Here is a 15,623-nt window from a genome sequence, read left to right as displayed (position 1 = left end):
TTTCGCCAGTATTCTGATTGCAACGCATTGTGCCGCAGATAGTCGGGTGGCTCTGCACGGTCGGCATTGAGAGGCGATGTTTCCCAGGGCTTTGTGCTCACCACGCGACTAGCCGGTGACCGTGAGAGCAGTTTCACCGCTATTGCTTCTTTGCGTCTACGAGCGGCTTATTTGCCGCGAAACCATCTCAGCGATTTTGCCATTTCAATTTTAGCAGTTCCCACTTTTTCTCTATCCACGCCAGGCAACTAACGAGAGGCTTTTGCAAAACGGGGACAATCGTTCCCTTCCTTCTTGCCGAGGTAGAGCGCGGCGACGCCGGTAAGGTCTCTGAATGAATTTTTGGGGACATACCTCCTCCCTGCCGATGCCGCTCGAATGGAAATAAGCTAAGATAGCGATTCTGGAGGACACCATGGACACTGAAAAGACCGAGCAAGCCACCGAGGCTGACCAATCTAAGAAGCCCATCATGGAGCAAATGACCGACCTGGTCGCTGGAGCGGCAGGAACATTGGCTGAGGCCGCGGTAAAGACTGTCGCCAAGAAGGCCACCAAAGCGGTTGCGAAGCGCGTACCGAAGTCGGTCAAGAAGGCCGCCAAGAAAGTGGCCAAGGCTGCAGCGGCTAAGAAGACCGCCAAGAAGGCCTCGAAGAAGTCAGCAAAAAAGTCGGCCAAGAAGTCTTCGAAAAAGGCCGCGAAGAAGTCCGCGCCGAAGAAGTCAGCTAAAAAGGCGTCGAAGAAATCCGCCAAAAAGTCATCTAAGAAGAAAAGTAAGAAGTCAAAGCGCTAACAGTTGCTGTGATTGCAGTGCTTTTTTATGTGGGCGCCTTGGAATGGACCGCGAGTTGCTGATAACACCGCGCCCGGTAAGCCGGGGAATAGACGGCATTGTTGTCGATGAAGAAAAACGAACAACGATCACGAGGGCGGAAAGGCAGGTTTGTCACGGTGAACATCGTATTCACTGTATCCAGATGCCGGGCCGCATGGATAGACTTAAGCTCGCTGCCGCGGTCCGGAACCGCTGACCACCAATCAAGATCGTGGCGTCAGGCCACGTAAAAACTCGGTGCCGGGGATTTGCCGCCCAGGGTGGACGTTTTGTGCCAAAGCCCTACAGCCCTTCGCGACAATAATTCGTGAACTGATCGCGGCCTAGGCGGCTTTGCCGGCAACTTCGTTTATCGCAGCCATTACCTCGCCCGTCGCCGTCTGATGGATCATGTGGCCATTTTGAGCAACACGATGAAACGCGCTCTGTGAAACGTTGGAATGCAACCGCGCCGATTGCTTGTTGATGTCGATCAGCCGGTCGTCTTCGCCAGCGATGATGACGACAGGCATCTTAAGGTCTGCATACTTGTCCTCGAAATGGATGGCATCCGGAATCATGAGCGCCGACTCGGCGGCAGAAGCGCGGATTTGCGAAGGACGAAGCGCCATCTCCTTAGGGAATTGCCCGAACTTGGCAGGCGCCGACTTGGGTCCGAAGATCTTCGCCGTCATGAGCGGCCACATCAGCCTACTGATCAAGGGCGAGATTGTGTGGCCCATGACATCACCCACAACAGGGATTGCCGGGGCTGAGAGAGCGACGACGTCCGGACGCAGGGTGGGATAGTAGTAGCCCGAGGCGAGAACCAGGCCGCGCACGAAGTCGGGAAACTTCAGAGCCATGGCGACCGCGACAGATGCACCCCAGGAGTGCCCAAGCACTATTGCCTGAGAAACACCGAGCCGCTCAAGCGCGCGCTGGATCAATTGAGCCTGGGCATCAGGCGTCCAAACAACGTTCCCCGGACGGCTACTGTGTCCGAAACCGGGACGGTCGATGACAATAACCCTATAGTTCCTAGCGGCCAGGTCGATAAGCCCGCTGGATTCGAAATCCTGGATCATGCTGCCATTGCCATGCAGAAGCACTAGCGGCTCGCCAGACCCTTGTTCCACGTAGTGCAGCCGGACACCGTCCACTTCAAGGAACTGCCCGGCTGGCGGATTGTCTTGCTCAGCTGTTTTCGCAAGGTGACGGTTCAAAAGGGCCGTCGCCGCCAGTGCTCCTGCCGCAACCACTGCGGCGATGGCATAAGAATGCCCCGCTGCGGCGTTCCGGCTTCGCCTCACGGAGGTCGGAAGCCGGCGTAGTTTGTCCATTGGGGTCATGCTCACACCTAGGGCGTCTGCCCGAAATGTCGGCCACCCGACAAATGTTGCAGTGCAGGGTGAACCGCCCGCTGCACGGATCGTTCCTTGATTCTTTCGACCAACCAAAACGTCCGCTTCGGCTGCCAAAAGTCCGTATGGGCAGGTTCGAAGGACACGCCGTCTCTCGGCCGCTGAAACCGACATCAACGAGACAGGAACAAACACAGTGGGTTTGCTGTTTTCGGAGTCCAATCATGGAGGATTATGACGATGGGCATTTTCACCAAAGACATCAAAACGATGGAACACCTGTTCCTGCATCAGTTGCAGGACATTTATTACGCGGAGCAACAACTCACGAAAGCCATTCCAAAAATGGCGGAACTGGCGACAAACTCCGACCTGAAGGCTGGCCTCAAGTCGCACGTGATCGATACTCAGAACCAGATCGGGCGTCTCGACAAGGTCTTCGCAAAGCTCGGTCAGCAGCCTAAAGGCACCGACTGCCCGGCAATCGATGGCCTGATCAAGGAAGCCAACGCGACCGCCGGCGAGATCGAAGACAAGGCAGTCCTGGACGCGGCAATCGTTGCTAATTCTCAGGCGGTCGAGCATTACGAGATTGCCCGCTACGGCACCTTGATCGCCTGGGCGGAAGAACTGGGCCATGACGACGTCGTCCGGCTCTTGACGACAAACCTCAACGAGGAAAAGGCGGCGAACACCAAGCTCAGCAATGTGGCGCTCCGCAAGGGGGTCAACAAAAAGGCTTCCGCAGCGTAGGGCGGATGTACCCCTGCGATGCGAGGGAAAGGCTCCGAACGCAGTTCGGGGCCTTTTCGTTGTCGCGACCCTGATGTGGCGACGCGCGCTTGACCTTGCTGAATTGTGCCTTACTGAATTGCGCTCTGCGAAGTTGGCCCATTTCCTGCACCCGGTTGGCTGGCGAGGCGGATGCTTCATCGCAGCGAGGTCGAATCCCCAGCAACTTGCATCGGGAATTGGATCTCCAGCCAAAGGGAAACCACTTATGATCCTGATGACCTTCCCCAGAGCCTGATTAGCAGGGCTAAGAAGGGTTCCTGTCGCAGCGGATGCGTTGGCCTACAGGAGTCGATGCCGCCATTGATTGGCTATTCGATGCTCAGCTCGGCCTAAGGTCGCCGCGTGAAGACATCGCCGGCCTTCCAGCCCACACCATCGAGACGCTTCGTACGCCAGCCGATCGGTCTGCCGGATTTTTCCGCTCCGGGTAGAACCGATTCCGGCTAGCGGGACGTGGCGTCGGTGGTCCGTCAGGGAGGCTGCCCCATTGCCGAGGTGCTGGGAGTGGGCGGTGCCACCTATCTGCCGCGACTGAAACAGACAGCCGTGTAGTCGATCTATTTACACATCGAGCCGGGTTTCGACGCGATTGGTTCGAGCGGGAAATTGTGAGTGAAGATGCTCTAAACGATGCGGACGCCAAACAAACTGAGCGAAACGACGCACATCTGCGCAGTTTGCCGGATCGCAAAGAGACCTTGGTAGCGGAGGTTCCGCGGCTATCGGGGTTTCGTAATACTGGAAGCGATTGCGGTTCCAGAATTAACCCGCAATGCGGACATCAAGCTTAACACGCGAGTTCCGTTGCGACTGTTCTAAACAAGGTTAGCGTGGCTCGCATTACGATTGCCCCCTAGAAGCAAATGCATCCAGGCGTTCTCCAATTTTGAACTTATCGTATTGCGCAGACCAGAGGTCGCTTCGTGAAGACCGGTATTATCGAGTTCAGCGGACGCACGATCGCCTGTCTCATTCGTAACCAGTCCGAGACTGGAGCGGGGCTTGAGGTAGTCAGCCCGGTGGGCATCCCGACGCAATTTACACTTCTGATCGCCGCTGAGCGTATTAGGTGCACAGTGATATGGCGAACTGGGAAGTTGATCGGCGTCAAATTCAATGAATATTTAGAGGAAGCCAGAAACGGTTCGGCCGGCATCAGTGATATGCCCCCAGCGTCGTTTCGTAGGACAAACGATTGATATCGAGGCCCTAGTAAGATCGCGTTTTGAAGGTCGAATCTTGTTCATCCGCTGCTAGGCGTTCTAGAGCCACGGCCCGTCTAATCCATGTTCCTTTTGGTCGCATCGCTAGTCTCCACGAATTGTTATTTTAAGTTATCGCTGCGGATTAGCGAGCTTAGTAGTAATTGCGGAAATACTCGGCAGCGTACGGGGGCTGGCCGAACATATCGATGGGGTCGCCCATCAGCAGTGCGCCAGCTTGCGTTTTATAATCGGCTGAGACATCGTCGACTTGCGGTAGCGGCTGGCTCAGAATGCTGCGATAGCTTTGATAGGCGTCCTTGGTACCAATGAAGATGCACATGCAGTGATGCGGCTCGGCATAAAGATACCGGACGTCCCCGCTGCCGAGGTCGTGTATTACGAAGCGGTGCGGTGGCAGGGCGTGCATTGCCTTCTTGCCGGCGGCATCGTTGGCGAAATGTACCTTGAAGCCTGCGGATGACAGATAGAAACTATTCTTATCAAGGAATGGCTTGCTTGGCGGATCTACAGCAAGCAGGGATACGCATTGCATCAGCGCCACGACGAGAAACGCAGCGAAGAAGCAGACACCGCGGATCAATGAACGGTTCCCGACTTGCATGCTTTCAATTTCCTGTATCGACGGCGGGATCACGGATGCTTTCAGCAATCCAAAGAGGAATATCTGCCGACTGTATTGTTCGGTGAGGCAGATGAAACAACCAGCCCCATTTCACAAGACGGAATTTCGAGAACACGAGCCACATCACGACGACGTAAAGGCACAAAATAATGATCATGGCTGGCCCTCATTGTTCCTTCGTGCTATGTCGGAAATTGCCCGTGGAGGTAGCCGAAGCATTTCTTCGAAACGCCATTCAACGTTAAGCTCTACAAGCCTCTAATTCCAGCGCCCTTGTTCTGATCATGCAGACGCCGTGCGGCGTTAAATGCAGCCGATGTTGCACGTTCTCTTGAACGCGAGCTCTCGCGCCAACGCGCGAGTGCTTCCAGATCGACCTGTCGAACTTCTGCAAAAAGGGACCGATGTCATGCGCGTCACAAAATTGAAACAGATTTTTGGAATGCTCGCCGTGACCGCGACGTTATGCGGTTCAGAACTAGCGCTTGCTCAGAACACGGCAGCACCGTCTGCCATGAAGACAATCGGCACAGCATCCGCGCCGGCCAAGCCGGAAATCGTGCCTTCACTGTTTGTGCTCAACTCCCGCGGCGCGACGTTGCAGGGCGACACGCTCACTTTGACTGGCGTGACACCAAGCTCGATCATATTTGCCGATCGTCCGGTTCGATCCGCAGGCCATCAGCCCACCGCCGATGTGATCGCGGAATGGGGATCGGGCGACGACAGCTTCGCCAAGAACCCTCCAAACGCTACCTTGTCCGTGTTCGGCAAAGACGGTCTGGTGAAGGACGCCGTCGTGGTGCTGAAGAATCCCAAGCTCGAAGGCGACAGGCTCACCTTCAACGTTCAGACTCTGGAGGGAGATATCGCCGGCGCCGACGGTGGAGCCGCACTCTTCATCGACATCATCGGCCGGCCGTTCACGCCGATGTCGTTCGCCGGCGTCGCACGTCGTTCGGCGTTTCGTGGCGCCATGTATGCCGGCGCCGTGGGCGCGGCTGCGTATGGGGCGGCCGCATATGCCCACCCACACGCCTATCCATATGCGCGACCGGCGTGCGGCTACTATCCCTATCCGCCCTGCTACTGAGGTGAACGAACGGGGGAGCCACGCTTCTCCCGTTCTCAGATATTCAGGCAGGCCAGGGAGGGTCGATCGGGATGCGTTTGCGAGGGCCGTCATGACACTCACCGATGCGATTTCATCGTCGGACCGCGAACAATTGCTCGAGCATGGGGCCGATGCCGGCATGCTATACATCCCGGGCGGCACGTTCCGCATGGGTTCGGATCGGCACTATCCGGAGGAAATGCCTGTCCACCGCGTAACGGTCGACAGTTTCTGGATGGACCGTACGCCGGTGACCAATCGGCAATTCCGGCAGTTCGTTGAGGCAACGGGTTATGTCTCCTTTGCCGAAACCGCCCCGGACCCGAAGGACTACCCCGGCGCACTGCCGCACATGCTCAAAGCGGGTTCTCTCGCGTTTGTGCCGCCGAAGCGACGTGTTGGTTTGAGCAATTGGGGGGAGTGGTGGACGTTCAAGTTCGGCGCTAACTGGCGGCGTCCTTACGGGCCCGGCAGCTCGATCCGCGGACTCGACGAGCACCCGGTCGTGCATGTCGCTTTCGAGGACGCCGAGGCGTATGCCAAGTGGGCCGGCAAGCAACTTCCGACCGAGGCCGAATGGGAATTCGCGGCACGTGGCGGCCTTGAAGGTGCCGAATTCGCCTGGGGCGACGAGCTCGCGCCCGGCGGAAGCCAGATGTCCAATACATGGCAGGGCGAATTTCCGAACGAGAATCTGGTTACCGACAGCTATGAGCGCACCTCGCCGGTGACGGCGTTTCCGCCGAACGGTTATGGCCTACACGACATGATCGGCAATGTCTGGGAATGGACGGCCGATTGGTACTCTGCCAGGCACGAGGCCGACAAACAAAAGACCTGCTGTATTCCGCAAAACCCGCGCGGTGGACGCGAAGATCAGAGCTTCGACTTGCGCACTCCCAATATTAAGATCCCTCGCAGGGTGCTTAAGGGCGGTTCGCATCTGTGCGCACCCAATTATTGCCGCCGATACCGGCCGGCGGCGCGTCATCCTGAGCCGGTCGACACATCGGCTAGTCACGTTGGATTTCGCTGCGTCAAACGGGAGGAGAAAAATCCATGATCGATGAAAAAAACAGGTGGCGACCGAAACAAGCGTTGCTGTTGGCAACCGGTCTCGCGACCTTGCTCATCGCCTTGCCGGTTATTCTGGCTGACCCGGCGAAGGCGCAGCAGATCACGGGCACACCGGGTACGCCCAGTGCCACGATGACGCTAGATGGCAAGCAGCTTCCGCCTGAGCCTCCGAAGTTCGGCGGTGAGATCAAGGAGACCGCCAAGGATTCAAAGCCTTACTGGCCGCCGTCCGTGGTACCGCCGAAAGGCGCGCCCAACGTTCTTCTGATCATGACCGACGACCAGGGTTACGGCGTATCCGGCACCTTCGGCGGTGTTATCCCGACCCCGAACATGGATCGCATCGCCAAGTCGGGATTGCGCTACACCCAATTCAACTCCACAGCGCTATGCTCGCCGACGCGGGCGGCGCTGATCACCGGCCGCAATCACCATTCGGTCGGATTCGGCGTGATCGGTGAATTGTCTACCGGCTACCCCGGTTATGACTCCATCATCGGGCCGGAAAGCGCAACAGTCGGAACGATTCTCCGGGATAACGGCTTTGCCACCTCGTGGTTCGGCAAAAACCATAACACCCCGACCTATCTGTACAGCGCGGCCGGTCCGTTCGACCAATGGCCGGTCGGCATGGGATTTCAATATTTTTACGGGTTCATGGGCGGCGAGACCGACCAGTGGACGCCTTATCTGTTCAAGAACACGACTCAGGTTTTTCCCTGGATCGGCAAGCAGGGCTACAACCTCACCACCGATATGGCGGATGAGGCCATCAACTACATGAAAGAGTTGGACGCCGCCGCGCCGGACAAGCCGTTCTTCCTCTATTACGTGCCCGGCGGCACCCATTCGCCGCATCAGCCGAAGAAGGAATGGATCGAAAAATTCAAGGGCAAGTTCGACATGGGCTGGGAGAAGCTGCGCGAGCAGATCTTCGCCAACCAGAAGCGGCTTGGCGTGATTCCCGCGAACACCCAGCTAACCCCGTGGCCGGACAGCCTGCCGAAATGGGACTCGCTTTCATTCGTGCAAAAGAAACTCTACGCGCGTGAAGCAGAAGTCTATGCCGGCTACGCAGCCTATACCGACTATGAGATTGGCCGCGTCATCCAGCAGGTCCAGGACATGGGCAAGCTCGACAACACGCTGATCATCTACATCAGCGGTGACAACGGTACCAGCGCCGAGGGCACTCTTGAGGGCACGCCGAACCAGATGACGGCCTACAACGGCGTTCTGAAACTCCCTGAAGCCGAGCTGATGCTGCATTACGAGGATTGGGGCTCCGACAAAACCTATCCGCATATGTCGGTGGCGTGGTCTTGGGCATTCGATACGCCGTTCAAATGGACCAAGCAGGTGGCATCGCACTTCGGCGGCACCCGGCAAGGTATGGTGATGTCGTGGCCGGACCGCATCAAGGATACCGGTGGCATCCGCAGCCAGTTTCACCACATCATCGATATCGTGCCAACCATCCTTGAAGCGACCGGCATCCAGGCGCCGGTTACGGTCAATGGCATCCCGCAAAAGCCGATCGAGGGCGTGAGCATGGCCTATACTTTCGACAAGGCCAATGCCAATGCGCCGTCGACGCGCAAGACTCAGTATTTCGAGATGTTCGCCAACCGCGGCATCTACAGCGACGGCTGGTATGCATGCACGACGCCGCCCGCGCCACCGTGGTTGATGGGCACGACGAAGCTGCCCGAAATCAATGAATACAAGTGGGAACTCTACAACGTCGCCGATGACTTCTCGCAGAACAACGATCTCGCCGCCAAGAATCCAGACAAGCTGCGAGAGCTGCAAGCGTTGTTCCTGACGGAAGCGGCGAAATACCAGGTCTTGCCGCTCGACAACTCCGTCTTGCCGCGCCTCGTCACGCCGCGGCCGAGCGCCACCGCCGGAAAAACCGTTTTCACCTACACGGGCGCGAACCCAGGCATCCCCGCCGAGAATGCGCCCAGCATCATGAACAAGGACTACAAGATCACCGCCGAGATAACGGTACCGGCGGGCGGGGCTGAGGGAATGATCGTCACTCTCGGCGGCCGGTTCAGCGGCTATGGCCTCTATCTTCTGAAAGGCAAGCCGGTGTTCGTCTACAACATGCTGGACCTGAAACGATACCGCTGGGAAGCCGGCGTGGGCGCGAAGGACTGGCTGGGCTCTTCGCTCAAGCCCGGCAAGCACACCATCGTGTTCGATTTCAAATATGATGGACCCGGCCCGGCCAAGGGCGGCACCGGGGTGCTCTCGGTGGATGGCAAGGAGTACGCCCGAAAATCGATTCCACACTCGATCGGGTTCCTGATGGCCATCGACGAGTCCTTCGACATCGGCGTCGATAGCCGCACCGGGGTGGATGACAGCTACAAGCTGCCGTTTAAATTCACCGGGAAGATCAACAATCTGACGTTCAATCTCGGGCCCACGCAGTTGACGAGCAGCGAACAGAAGTCGATGCGGCACGCGCTTGAACGGGCCAGGGACTAGCGCAACAGACAGAACACGTCGCGAACCGTAGCATCCGAAACCAAGGGAGTTTGAAACATGATTCGTTGCACCACTACAGTTCCGCCCGCAGCTCACGATGGTGAGCGGCCATCGCCGATGAACTGGCTGGCAAGATCGCGCGCGGCTCTGATCGGAGCGACGGCGCTGATGTCGGCCGCCATGTTCAATCCTGCCCACGCCCAAACGCCGCAGCAGCGGCCCAACATCGTCGTCATCATGGGCGACGACATTGGCATCTGGAACATCGGCGCCTACCACCGCGGCATGATGGCGGGCCGCACGCCGAACCTCGACAAGATCGCCGCCGAGGGCATGCTGTTCACTGACTATTACGCCGAGGCAAGCTGCACGGCGGGACGCGCCAACTTCATCACCGGCCATTGCCGATCCGCACCGGCATGACCACCGTCGGACAGGCCGGCTCGCCGATTGGATTGCCTGCGGAGGCGCCGACCATCGCCACCGCACTCAAAGCAATGGGTTACGCCACCGGCCAATTCGGCAAGAACCACCTGGGCGACTTGAACCAGTTCCTGCCGACGGTGAACGGCTTCGACCAGTTCTTCGGCTATCTCTATCATCTCGACGCGATGGAAGACCCCTGCCATCCGAACTATCCGCAGAACCTGCGGGCGGAGGTCGGGCCGCGCAACATGGACGCGCATCGGGGAGCCCAGGACGTTCGCGGGGGCGGTCCCGCCGCGATGGGTCCATCCGGATGTTATCGCGAAAGCGCAAGCAGAGTATCACGCCGTCCTGGAAGCCCGCCGGAGGGCATCCGCAGCGAGACAGGATGACGGACGCCGCTGCTAACTAGGTTTCAGTAAAGCTTCAATCTCCCAGGTGCTTGTTCTTGTGGAGTGCCGAATAGTGCGCTTTGACCGCTGCGTAGCACTCGCATGACGACTCCCGAAGCCGCTGCACATTGACTATTGTTATTTTTCCTCTGGAGTACTCGATCATGTTTGCTTTCTGCAGAACGCTTGCGGTGGCACTAACGCTGGTGCGGCGCACTCGAAGCATCTCTGCCAAAAAATCCTGAGTCAAGAATAGTTCGTCTTGACCGTAAAGATCGCGCGCTCGAAGCAACCAGCGGCAGAGCCTCTGCTCAACATGATCTGCGGCCATACAGGCTGTGGACTGCTGGGCTTGTGCATACAAGGTTTGCTTATGTCGGATGAATACGGAGGATAATGTAAGACTACGCGAGATCGCAGATTTAACTACGCCGACGTCGCAAACGAGCGCGTGACCTGCCATTTGCACAACGGCTCGGCTTAGCGCCGTTCGTCCATTCATCGCAGCGGAGACGCCCACTACTCCGTCCCTGCCTACCAAGGCAGACTCGACCATCTGGCCACTCGATAGGCCAACCACCAAAGAGATAATGGCGGTGGTTGGGAACCATACGAGACTGAGACTTTCGCCCGCCTCAAAAAGAACGTTCCCTGGGTCGTATTGGACGGGACGCAAATGGTTTTGAAGCAGTGCAATGTCCCCATTAGAGAGAGACGTCAGCAACAGGTTGCTTTTGTCGGCCATAGACGGTGCTCCCAAAGGCAGGAGGCACCACTGCTCTCAGCGCCCAATGTGCCCGGTCAAAGTGTATCATGCTCCGAAAGTCATGTACCTGACCTTGTTATTTTTGTTTGGAACGTTGTCTCGCCGGGTACGTTGGGGGCTATCGCCGTGTTCGAAACCCTTGGCGTTTGCCGGTGACTGGAGAGCCCGCTCGTGCTCCCGCCTCAAACGGGATACTCGTGAATGACGCGGTTCTTTTTTGACCTGAAATTTGACGGCGAAAGCCCCAGCACTGACGAGGAAGGTATCGTCATGCCCGGTCTGGACGAAGCTCGAATGGAGGCGACCCGGTCATTGACTGACCTTTCCAAAGAAATGGTCCTGAGCGGCAAGTTAACAAACTCGCTTGCCGTTATTATCAGAGATGACTCCGGCCCAGTTCTACAAGCCACGCTCAACTTTGAAATGAAGCGGTTGAACTAAGGGCATCAGTCGCCGACATTGCAATGACCGCCCTTAGTCCGTTGGTGGCACTTTTCGGACCATTTCGTTTGTGCCATTCGCGATTTGCTTAGTAGCGGGGCTGCCACTACTAATGTTGCGACCGCTTCGAGCGTGCAATGTGCGGGCGACGCTCACCTTCGATGCCGACGGGGCGCTTCTGTATAGTCGGTGCGGCCCGTGAACGATCAGGTCGCGGCATAATGGCTTGATTGCATGGCAATCTCTTTTTCTTCGGCACAAACGCCGATAACGCGATCATGCCCGTCGGCGTGACCACCATCGGGTAGCGGGGCTGCTTTTTCGAGTCCGGTGGGTCGGCGATAAGGCCTGCTTGGGCCAATGCCCATAGAGCTTTGCTGCCACATGGTCCGGTGAGTGTGTAAACGCTGCCGGTGTGCGTTCGATAGACTTCGCGGCGCGCCGCGGCTTGCAACGCGAGATATTGGGCCGTGGTCAGCTTGAGCCTCGTCACAGCGAGGCCCTTTCATTTAAAAGATGATCCTGCACCATAGGTTGAAGAGTACGGCAGATACCTGCTAGGCGAAAATCCCCTGAACGGGTTAAACGCTTTACAAAATGCACACAACCCCAGAGGCCGGGGTGAACTTCACGAAGGTGCCGCTCTCGTGCAGCAACAGCCATCCATGCGGCCTCGAAGCCGGCCCGCGCCTCGTCGAAACTTGCGGCATGACCGACCGCGATGTGTTGCCGCCGGGTAGAAGCCGACGTCCCATCTCCATTGCTGGCCTTGACCGGCAGTCGGAGCGTTCGGGGTGGGGGCGGCGGGTAAGGGAGGCATGACCCATTGAAGCGCGCTCGCGGCGTCTAGCCAAACGACTCAGCGCTAGGGTTCGTATCTGTCGGCGTACTCGGGATTGCGCTGTATCTTCAGCCGGAGTTGGACAAGCCGAACTGCTTTGCTCGCTTTCTGTACCGCCGTTGCAATCGAGCATAGACAGCTTGGCGTGTTCGATTCAGTTTAACTGCTATCTCGGCGGCTTCCTTTCTCGAGAAGCTCATCAAGCTTCTGCTCCTCTTTGGAGGTCCAACGCCGTCTCGCTGGACTCGGATCTGTCATTTCTTCGCCTTGGGTTGGGCTTTTGTGGGCGGTGGCGCTGCAGCCTCGCGCTCCAGCCGCTCGGCCTTGAGACGCTCGCGGTTTTTTGAGAACACCTTTTGTGCGATCTCGTGCTCGGTCATTGCCTTTTCGGCGTCGACTTGGCGGAATGCCTTACGCGCTTCGCGCTCGGCTTTGCTGATCGGCTTCTGTGGTTCAGCTTTGCCCGGTGTCTTCGTCATTTTCTTAGCCTTCAGCCAAGATCTCGACCAGCCGCAGTTTTCCGCAACCGGTGTGGGCGCGCAAGCGATAAGGCGCCTTACGCGTAGGGTTCAAAAGTGAACAGACGGCCCGGAAACGGCGCGCTTAACTAGATCATTGCTTTTTAGCTGCGTAATACTTGCGTTCCGCCCGGCATGTTGCCGGGCTTTTCGCATGCCAAGGAGCGGCCCAGCCATCAGGAAATTTGTTGCCTACGCGCTCGACCTTAGCGGGATGGCGCTGGCCCGTTATGACCTCGCCGCTACCGACTCGCAAACCGCGGAGCGGGAGGCCCGCCAATATCTTGAAGACCATCCGACCATCGAGATTTGGTCTCACGACCACCGGCGGGTCGCGCGGCTGGTTCGGAAATAGACGCCAAATGAAACTTAGCCGGGCACACCATGGATCGTGCACCCTGTACTTCCGACTCGGGATGATCTGTCTGGCCGTCTTGGTGGCGTTCCTTGGCTTTATGATCTTCGCGTAAGGCCACGCAGGATGCGTTACCGCTAAATTGGGGTGATAAAATCCCTGTGCAATGCCGTTGGTCTGTTGGCTCCGCCGAACAACACGGTAACGCCGGTGTTGCTTTGGCTAACCTCAACAACGATCCCTGTCTGCCCGGCCAGATCCGGGCATCGAGCGGCTCCGAGTTCACTCATCTTAAAGCGAGTGCCGACAACCAATCTCTTGGTTTCGTAATCCATTTTTAAAATTCTTTCGAAGCAAAACCGTCTTGGCCAAAATGCAATGCTTCCACCTGGTAAAATGACCAGGTCTTCACGCAGGGACCGAAATTAAAAATGTGTCCTCGGCCACTGTCCGATAGTCGGAAGTTACCTGCAGAGGAGTGAAGCGACAAGTACAATTTGTAATCACGCGAAGAGCCGCACCGGCCGGGGGCTTGGCTATTCTTTCGCCGCAGGAGGAATTGCTTCAGGAGCCGTCGCTGGCGCGGAGGGCTCGTCCGCGGGTGCGGTTCCCCGAAGTTCTGACGCCGCCGCGCAATTGCCGGCCCACAGCTTGGTCCCTTTGACCGTTCCGACGAGCTTGCAGCCTTCTGCCGCTTTCGGCTTCACCTGAACCAGCGGCTTGTGGCCCACCTTCGGTGGCGAAGGAGCCTGCGCCATCGCGTTTGTCGAAAAACATGCCGCGGCTAGAATGATCAAAACTCTCATCGTCATTTCCCCTGTAAACCGGCGACCTGCAGGGCGGCTATTTGCGCACGAAATCTCGCGATATCTTCAAGTAATTCGTCGCGCCGTCGTCCCGTCGGAAGTTTGCGAGCGGTGGCTTCGAGCTTCGCCGCCATTTCTTCGAGGTCCCGCAGGCCGGTCGCACTCATTACTTCGCCTTCAGCCCCAACTCCACAAGCCGGCGGATGGCTTCGGGGCGCTCGAGTTTCACATCCTGACGGGCGATCCACTCGTCAATTGAGCGCATTTCATACTCGGTCCACTCGGGGTTTGGACTGGCTGCTAGTGCCTTCTGGGCTATTCCTCTAGCAGCGGCTACGGCAGCCGTGATTTTGGCTTGAGTACTTTCCTTCATCGGGTCTACGCCTTCTTGACTGGCTTCTCGCCTGTGTCTTTCGCGAGGATATTCAGCATGCGGCTGAGCGCCTTGTGAGGACCTACCTGATTGAGCCCGAGTTTAAATCGACGGCTCCGATACGGAGGATTGAAGCGAGGCCCCGCCGGTTCACCCCCGGCGGGTTGTTCTTGGTTTCACCAGTCATTGCCATGCTGGAGACGATCAACGGCGACTATGAGGTCGGGCCGCGCAAGCACCTCAACCAGCCTATCCAGGAGGAGTTCGTTATTGTGCGGTCGGGGTTCGAGATACTCTTCAAGGATGCGCTGGGCTTCGCTCACGGCTTTGAGAGCCAATTGCCGGTCGGTCATCCGAAACTCCACCAAAGCAATAAGGGACTTTAAACAAAATATTCGCAATTAGTTCCCCGCCGATTAACTCCCGGGCCAGGGGGGCCACTTCACCAATCCGGTATTCACCCCGATGGGGGCGTGCATCAGCGCGGCGGGAGGGCCACGTCGGGTCAGCTTAAAGGATACTTCCAAGAGTTAGCCCCGCTTCACAGCGGGGCTTTTTCGTTCTCCGCACTCCTTGGTCGCCTTCTTGGTGATCTCGGCGCGCCGTTCTGGCGCGATTGATGCTGCGTGGGCTGGGGCTCCATCGAGCGCGACCGGCGCCGGTCTGCTATCGACCGGACTCGGTTGCTGCCCCGTCGCAATGTCTATCATCGACTTGGCTAGCTGGTTGGAATCACTGGGACCCTTGGGGGCTGTCATTGGAATAGCTCGGAAGCTCTAGAGACAGGCTAGCTAAAAGCGATGACGAGCAAGGTCGATCCCCACAGGGTAATGCAAGTCGCCCACTCGAAGAATTCTTCGGACACGCGCATGTCATCGCCTCCTGTTGCCGGGAGAAGGCTGTTACGAATTTATTAAAGATTTCTGAATCGGATTTTGGGTGGTGAAGTTCCAAAAGCAACGGCCCCAGCGCCTTTCGGGGGACGCGCTGAGGCCGTTTTGACATGTCCGGGTCGTCTCGTCCTGACATGCGAACCCAACGCAAAGTCATTCCACTTGTCCCCGAGGGAGGGGTGCTCCGAACTAGTTCGGAATGATCAAAACGGGTTGCGGTAACCTGGCAGAACCCGCTGGCAACCGCCATTGCCATGCGGTGTGGCGGCCCCGGTTGCATCGCCAGGCGCGCTGGGGCCGC

16 protein-coding genes and 1 pseudogene are annotated in these 15,623 nt (G+C 57.7%); 8 read left to right on the top strand and 9 right to left on the bottom strand.

Features of this window, described 5'->3' with window-relative positions; genetic code table 11:
* The first annotated feature begins 415 nt into the window (after positions 1–415).
* Positions 416–793 carry a hypothetical protein gene (locus JQ575_RS41965; RefSeq protein WP_212039007.1) on the top strand — a complete coding sequence of 126 codons (378 nt, stop codon included), beginning with the start codon at positions 416–418 and terminating at the stop codon, positions 791–793.
* A gap of 365 nt (positions 794–1,158) precedes the next feature.
* On the opposite strand, the gene JQ575_RS41960 is transcribed toward JQ575_RS41965, so the two are convergent.
* Positions 1,159–2,157, bottom strand: coding sequence for an alpha/beta fold hydrolase (locus JQ575_RS41960; RefSeq protein WP_212039006.1), 999 nt, complete (start codon positions 2,155–2,157; stop codon positions 1,159–1,161).
* Positions 2,158–2,418: 261 nt separating this feature from the next.
* Between JQ575_RS41960 and JQ575_RS41955 the strand changes: the two genes are divergently transcribed.
* Positions 2,419–2,931 carry a ferritin-like domain-containing protein gene (locus JQ575_RS41955; RefSeq protein ID WP_212039005.1) on the top strand — a complete coding sequence of 171 codons (513 nt, stop codon included), beginning with the start codon at positions 2,419–2,421 and terminating at the stop codon, positions 2,929–2,931.
* A 1,398-nt stretch (positions 2,932–4,329) separates the two neighbouring features.
* Here JQ575_RS41955 and JQ575_RS41950 read toward each other — a convergent pair.
* Positions 4,330–4,800, bottom strand: coding sequence for a hypothetical protein (locus JQ575_RS41950; RefSeq protein WP_212039004.1), 471 nt, complete (start codon positions 4,798–4,800; stop codon positions 4,330–4,332).
* Between the two features lie 4 nt (positions 4,801–4,804).
* The gene (locus tag JQ575_RS41945; RefSeq protein ID WP_212039003.1) at positions 4,805–4,978 is read right to left on the bottom strand and encodes a hypothetical protein; all 174 of its coding nucleotides are present in this window, start codon (positions 4,976–4,978) and stop codon (positions 4,805–4,807) included.
* A 285-nt stretch (positions 4,979–5,263) separates the two neighbouring features.
* Here JQ575_RS41945 and JQ575_RS41940 point away from each other — a divergent pair, with 285 nt between their 5' ends.
* The 4 genes and pseudogenes from JQ575_RS41940 to JQ575_RS41925 all read left to right on the top strand — a co-directional run.
* The gene (locus JQ575_RS41940; RefSeq protein WP_409364887.1) at positions 5,264–5,914 is read left to right on the top strand and encodes a hypothetical protein; all 651 of its coding nucleotides are present in this window, start codon (positions 5,264–5,266) and stop codon (positions 5,912–5,914) included.
* A gap of 91 nt (positions 5,915–6,005) precedes the next feature.
* The gene (locus JQ575_RS41935; protein ID WP_212039008.1) at positions 6,006–6,998 is read left to right on the top strand and encodes a formylglycine-generating enzyme family protein; all 993 of its coding nucleotides are present in this window, start codon (positions 6,006–6,008) and stop codon (positions 6,996–6,998) included.
* On the top strand, positions 6,995–9,511 hold the full coding sequence (locus tag JQ575_RS41930) for an arylsulfatase (protein ID WP_212039002.1): 2,517 nt from the start codon (positions 6,995–6,997) through the stop codon (positions 9,509–9,511). The genes JQ575_RS41935 and JQ575_RS41930 overlap by 4 nt, the downstream gene beginning before the upstream one ends.
* Positions 9,512–9,679: 168 nt before the next feature.
* A pseudogene (locus JQ575_RS41925) lies at positions 9,680–10,188 on the top strand (sulfatase-like hydrolase/transferase); the annotation flags it as partial.
* Between the two features lie 175 nt (positions 10,189–10,363).
* Here JQ575_RS41925 and JQ575_RS41920 read toward each other — a convergent pair.
* On the bottom strand, positions 10,364–11,074 hold the full coding sequence (locus tag JQ575_RS41920; RefSeq protein WP_212039001.1) for a Crp/Fnr family transcriptional regulator: 711 nt from the start codon (positions 11,072–11,074) through the stop codon (positions 10,364–10,366).
* Between the two features lie 222 nt (positions 11,075–11,296).
* Here JQ575_RS41920 and JQ575_RS41915 point away from each other — a divergent pair, with 222 nt between their 5' ends.
* Positions 11,297–11,536 carry a DUF6894 family protein gene (locus JQ575_RS41915; protein WP_212039000.1) on the top strand — a complete coding sequence of 80 codons (240 nt, stop codon included), beginning with the start codon at positions 11,297–11,299 and terminating at the stop codon, positions 11,534–11,536.
* A gap of 109 nt (positions 11,537–11,645) precedes the next feature.
* Here JQ575_RS41915 and JQ575_RS41910 read toward each other — a convergent pair whose 3' ends face one another.
* The 5 genes from JQ575_RS41910 to JQ575_RS41890 all read right to left on the bottom strand — a co-directional run bounded on the left by JQ575_RS41910 (position 11,646) and on the right by JQ575_RS41890 (position 14,429).
* Positions 11,646–12,029, bottom strand: coding sequence for a hypothetical protein (locus JQ575_RS41910; RefSeq protein ID WP_212038999.1), 384 nt, complete (start codon positions 12,027–12,029; stop codon positions 11,646–11,648).
* 602 nt (positions 12,030–12,631) lie between these two features.
* On the bottom strand, positions 12,632–12,856 hold the full coding sequence (locus JQ575_RS41905) for a hypothetical protein (RefSeq protein ID WP_212038998.1): 225 nt from the start codon (positions 12,854–12,856) through the stop codon (positions 12,632–12,634).
* 531 nt (positions 12,857–13,387) lie between these two features.
* Entirely contained in the window at positions 13,388–13,585 is a 198-nt protein-coding gene (locus JQ575_RS41900; RefSeq protein ID WP_212036501.1) for a hypothetical protein, read from the bottom strand.
* A 473-nt stretch (positions 13,586–14,058) separates the two neighbouring features.
* Positions 14,059–14,223 carry a hypothetical protein gene (locus tag JQ575_RS41895; RefSeq protein WP_212038997.1) on the bottom strand — a complete coding sequence of 55 codons (165 nt, stop codon included), beginning with the start codon at positions 14,221–14,223 and terminating at the stop codon, positions 14,059–14,061.
* Complete coding sequence (locus tag JQ575_RS41890; RefSeq protein WP_212038996.1) at positions 14,223–14,429, bottom strand: hypothetical protein; 207 nt, start codon at positions 14,427–14,429, stop codon at positions 14,223–14,225. The genes JQ575_RS41895 and JQ575_RS41890 overlap by 1 nt, the downstream gene beginning before the upstream one ends.
* Positions 14,430–14,599: 170 nt before the next feature.
* Between JQ575_RS41890 and JQ575_RS41885 the strand changes: the two genes are divergently transcribed.
* A complete protein-coding gene (locus JQ575_RS41885) occupies positions 14,600–14,815 on the top strand; it encodes a hypothetical protein (RefSeq protein ID WP_212038995.1) in 216 nt (71 codons plus the stop codon).
* The last annotated feature ends 808 nt before the right edge of the window (positions 14,816–15,623 follow it).

This window comes from Bradyrhizobium sp. JYMT SZCCT0428, assembly GCF_018131075.1.
Classification (GTDB): domain Bacteria; phylum Pseudomonadota; class Alphaproteobacteria; order Rhizobiales; family Xanthobacteraceae; genus Bradyrhizobium.
This window is presented reverse-complemented; position numbering and strand designations above follow the sequence as displayed.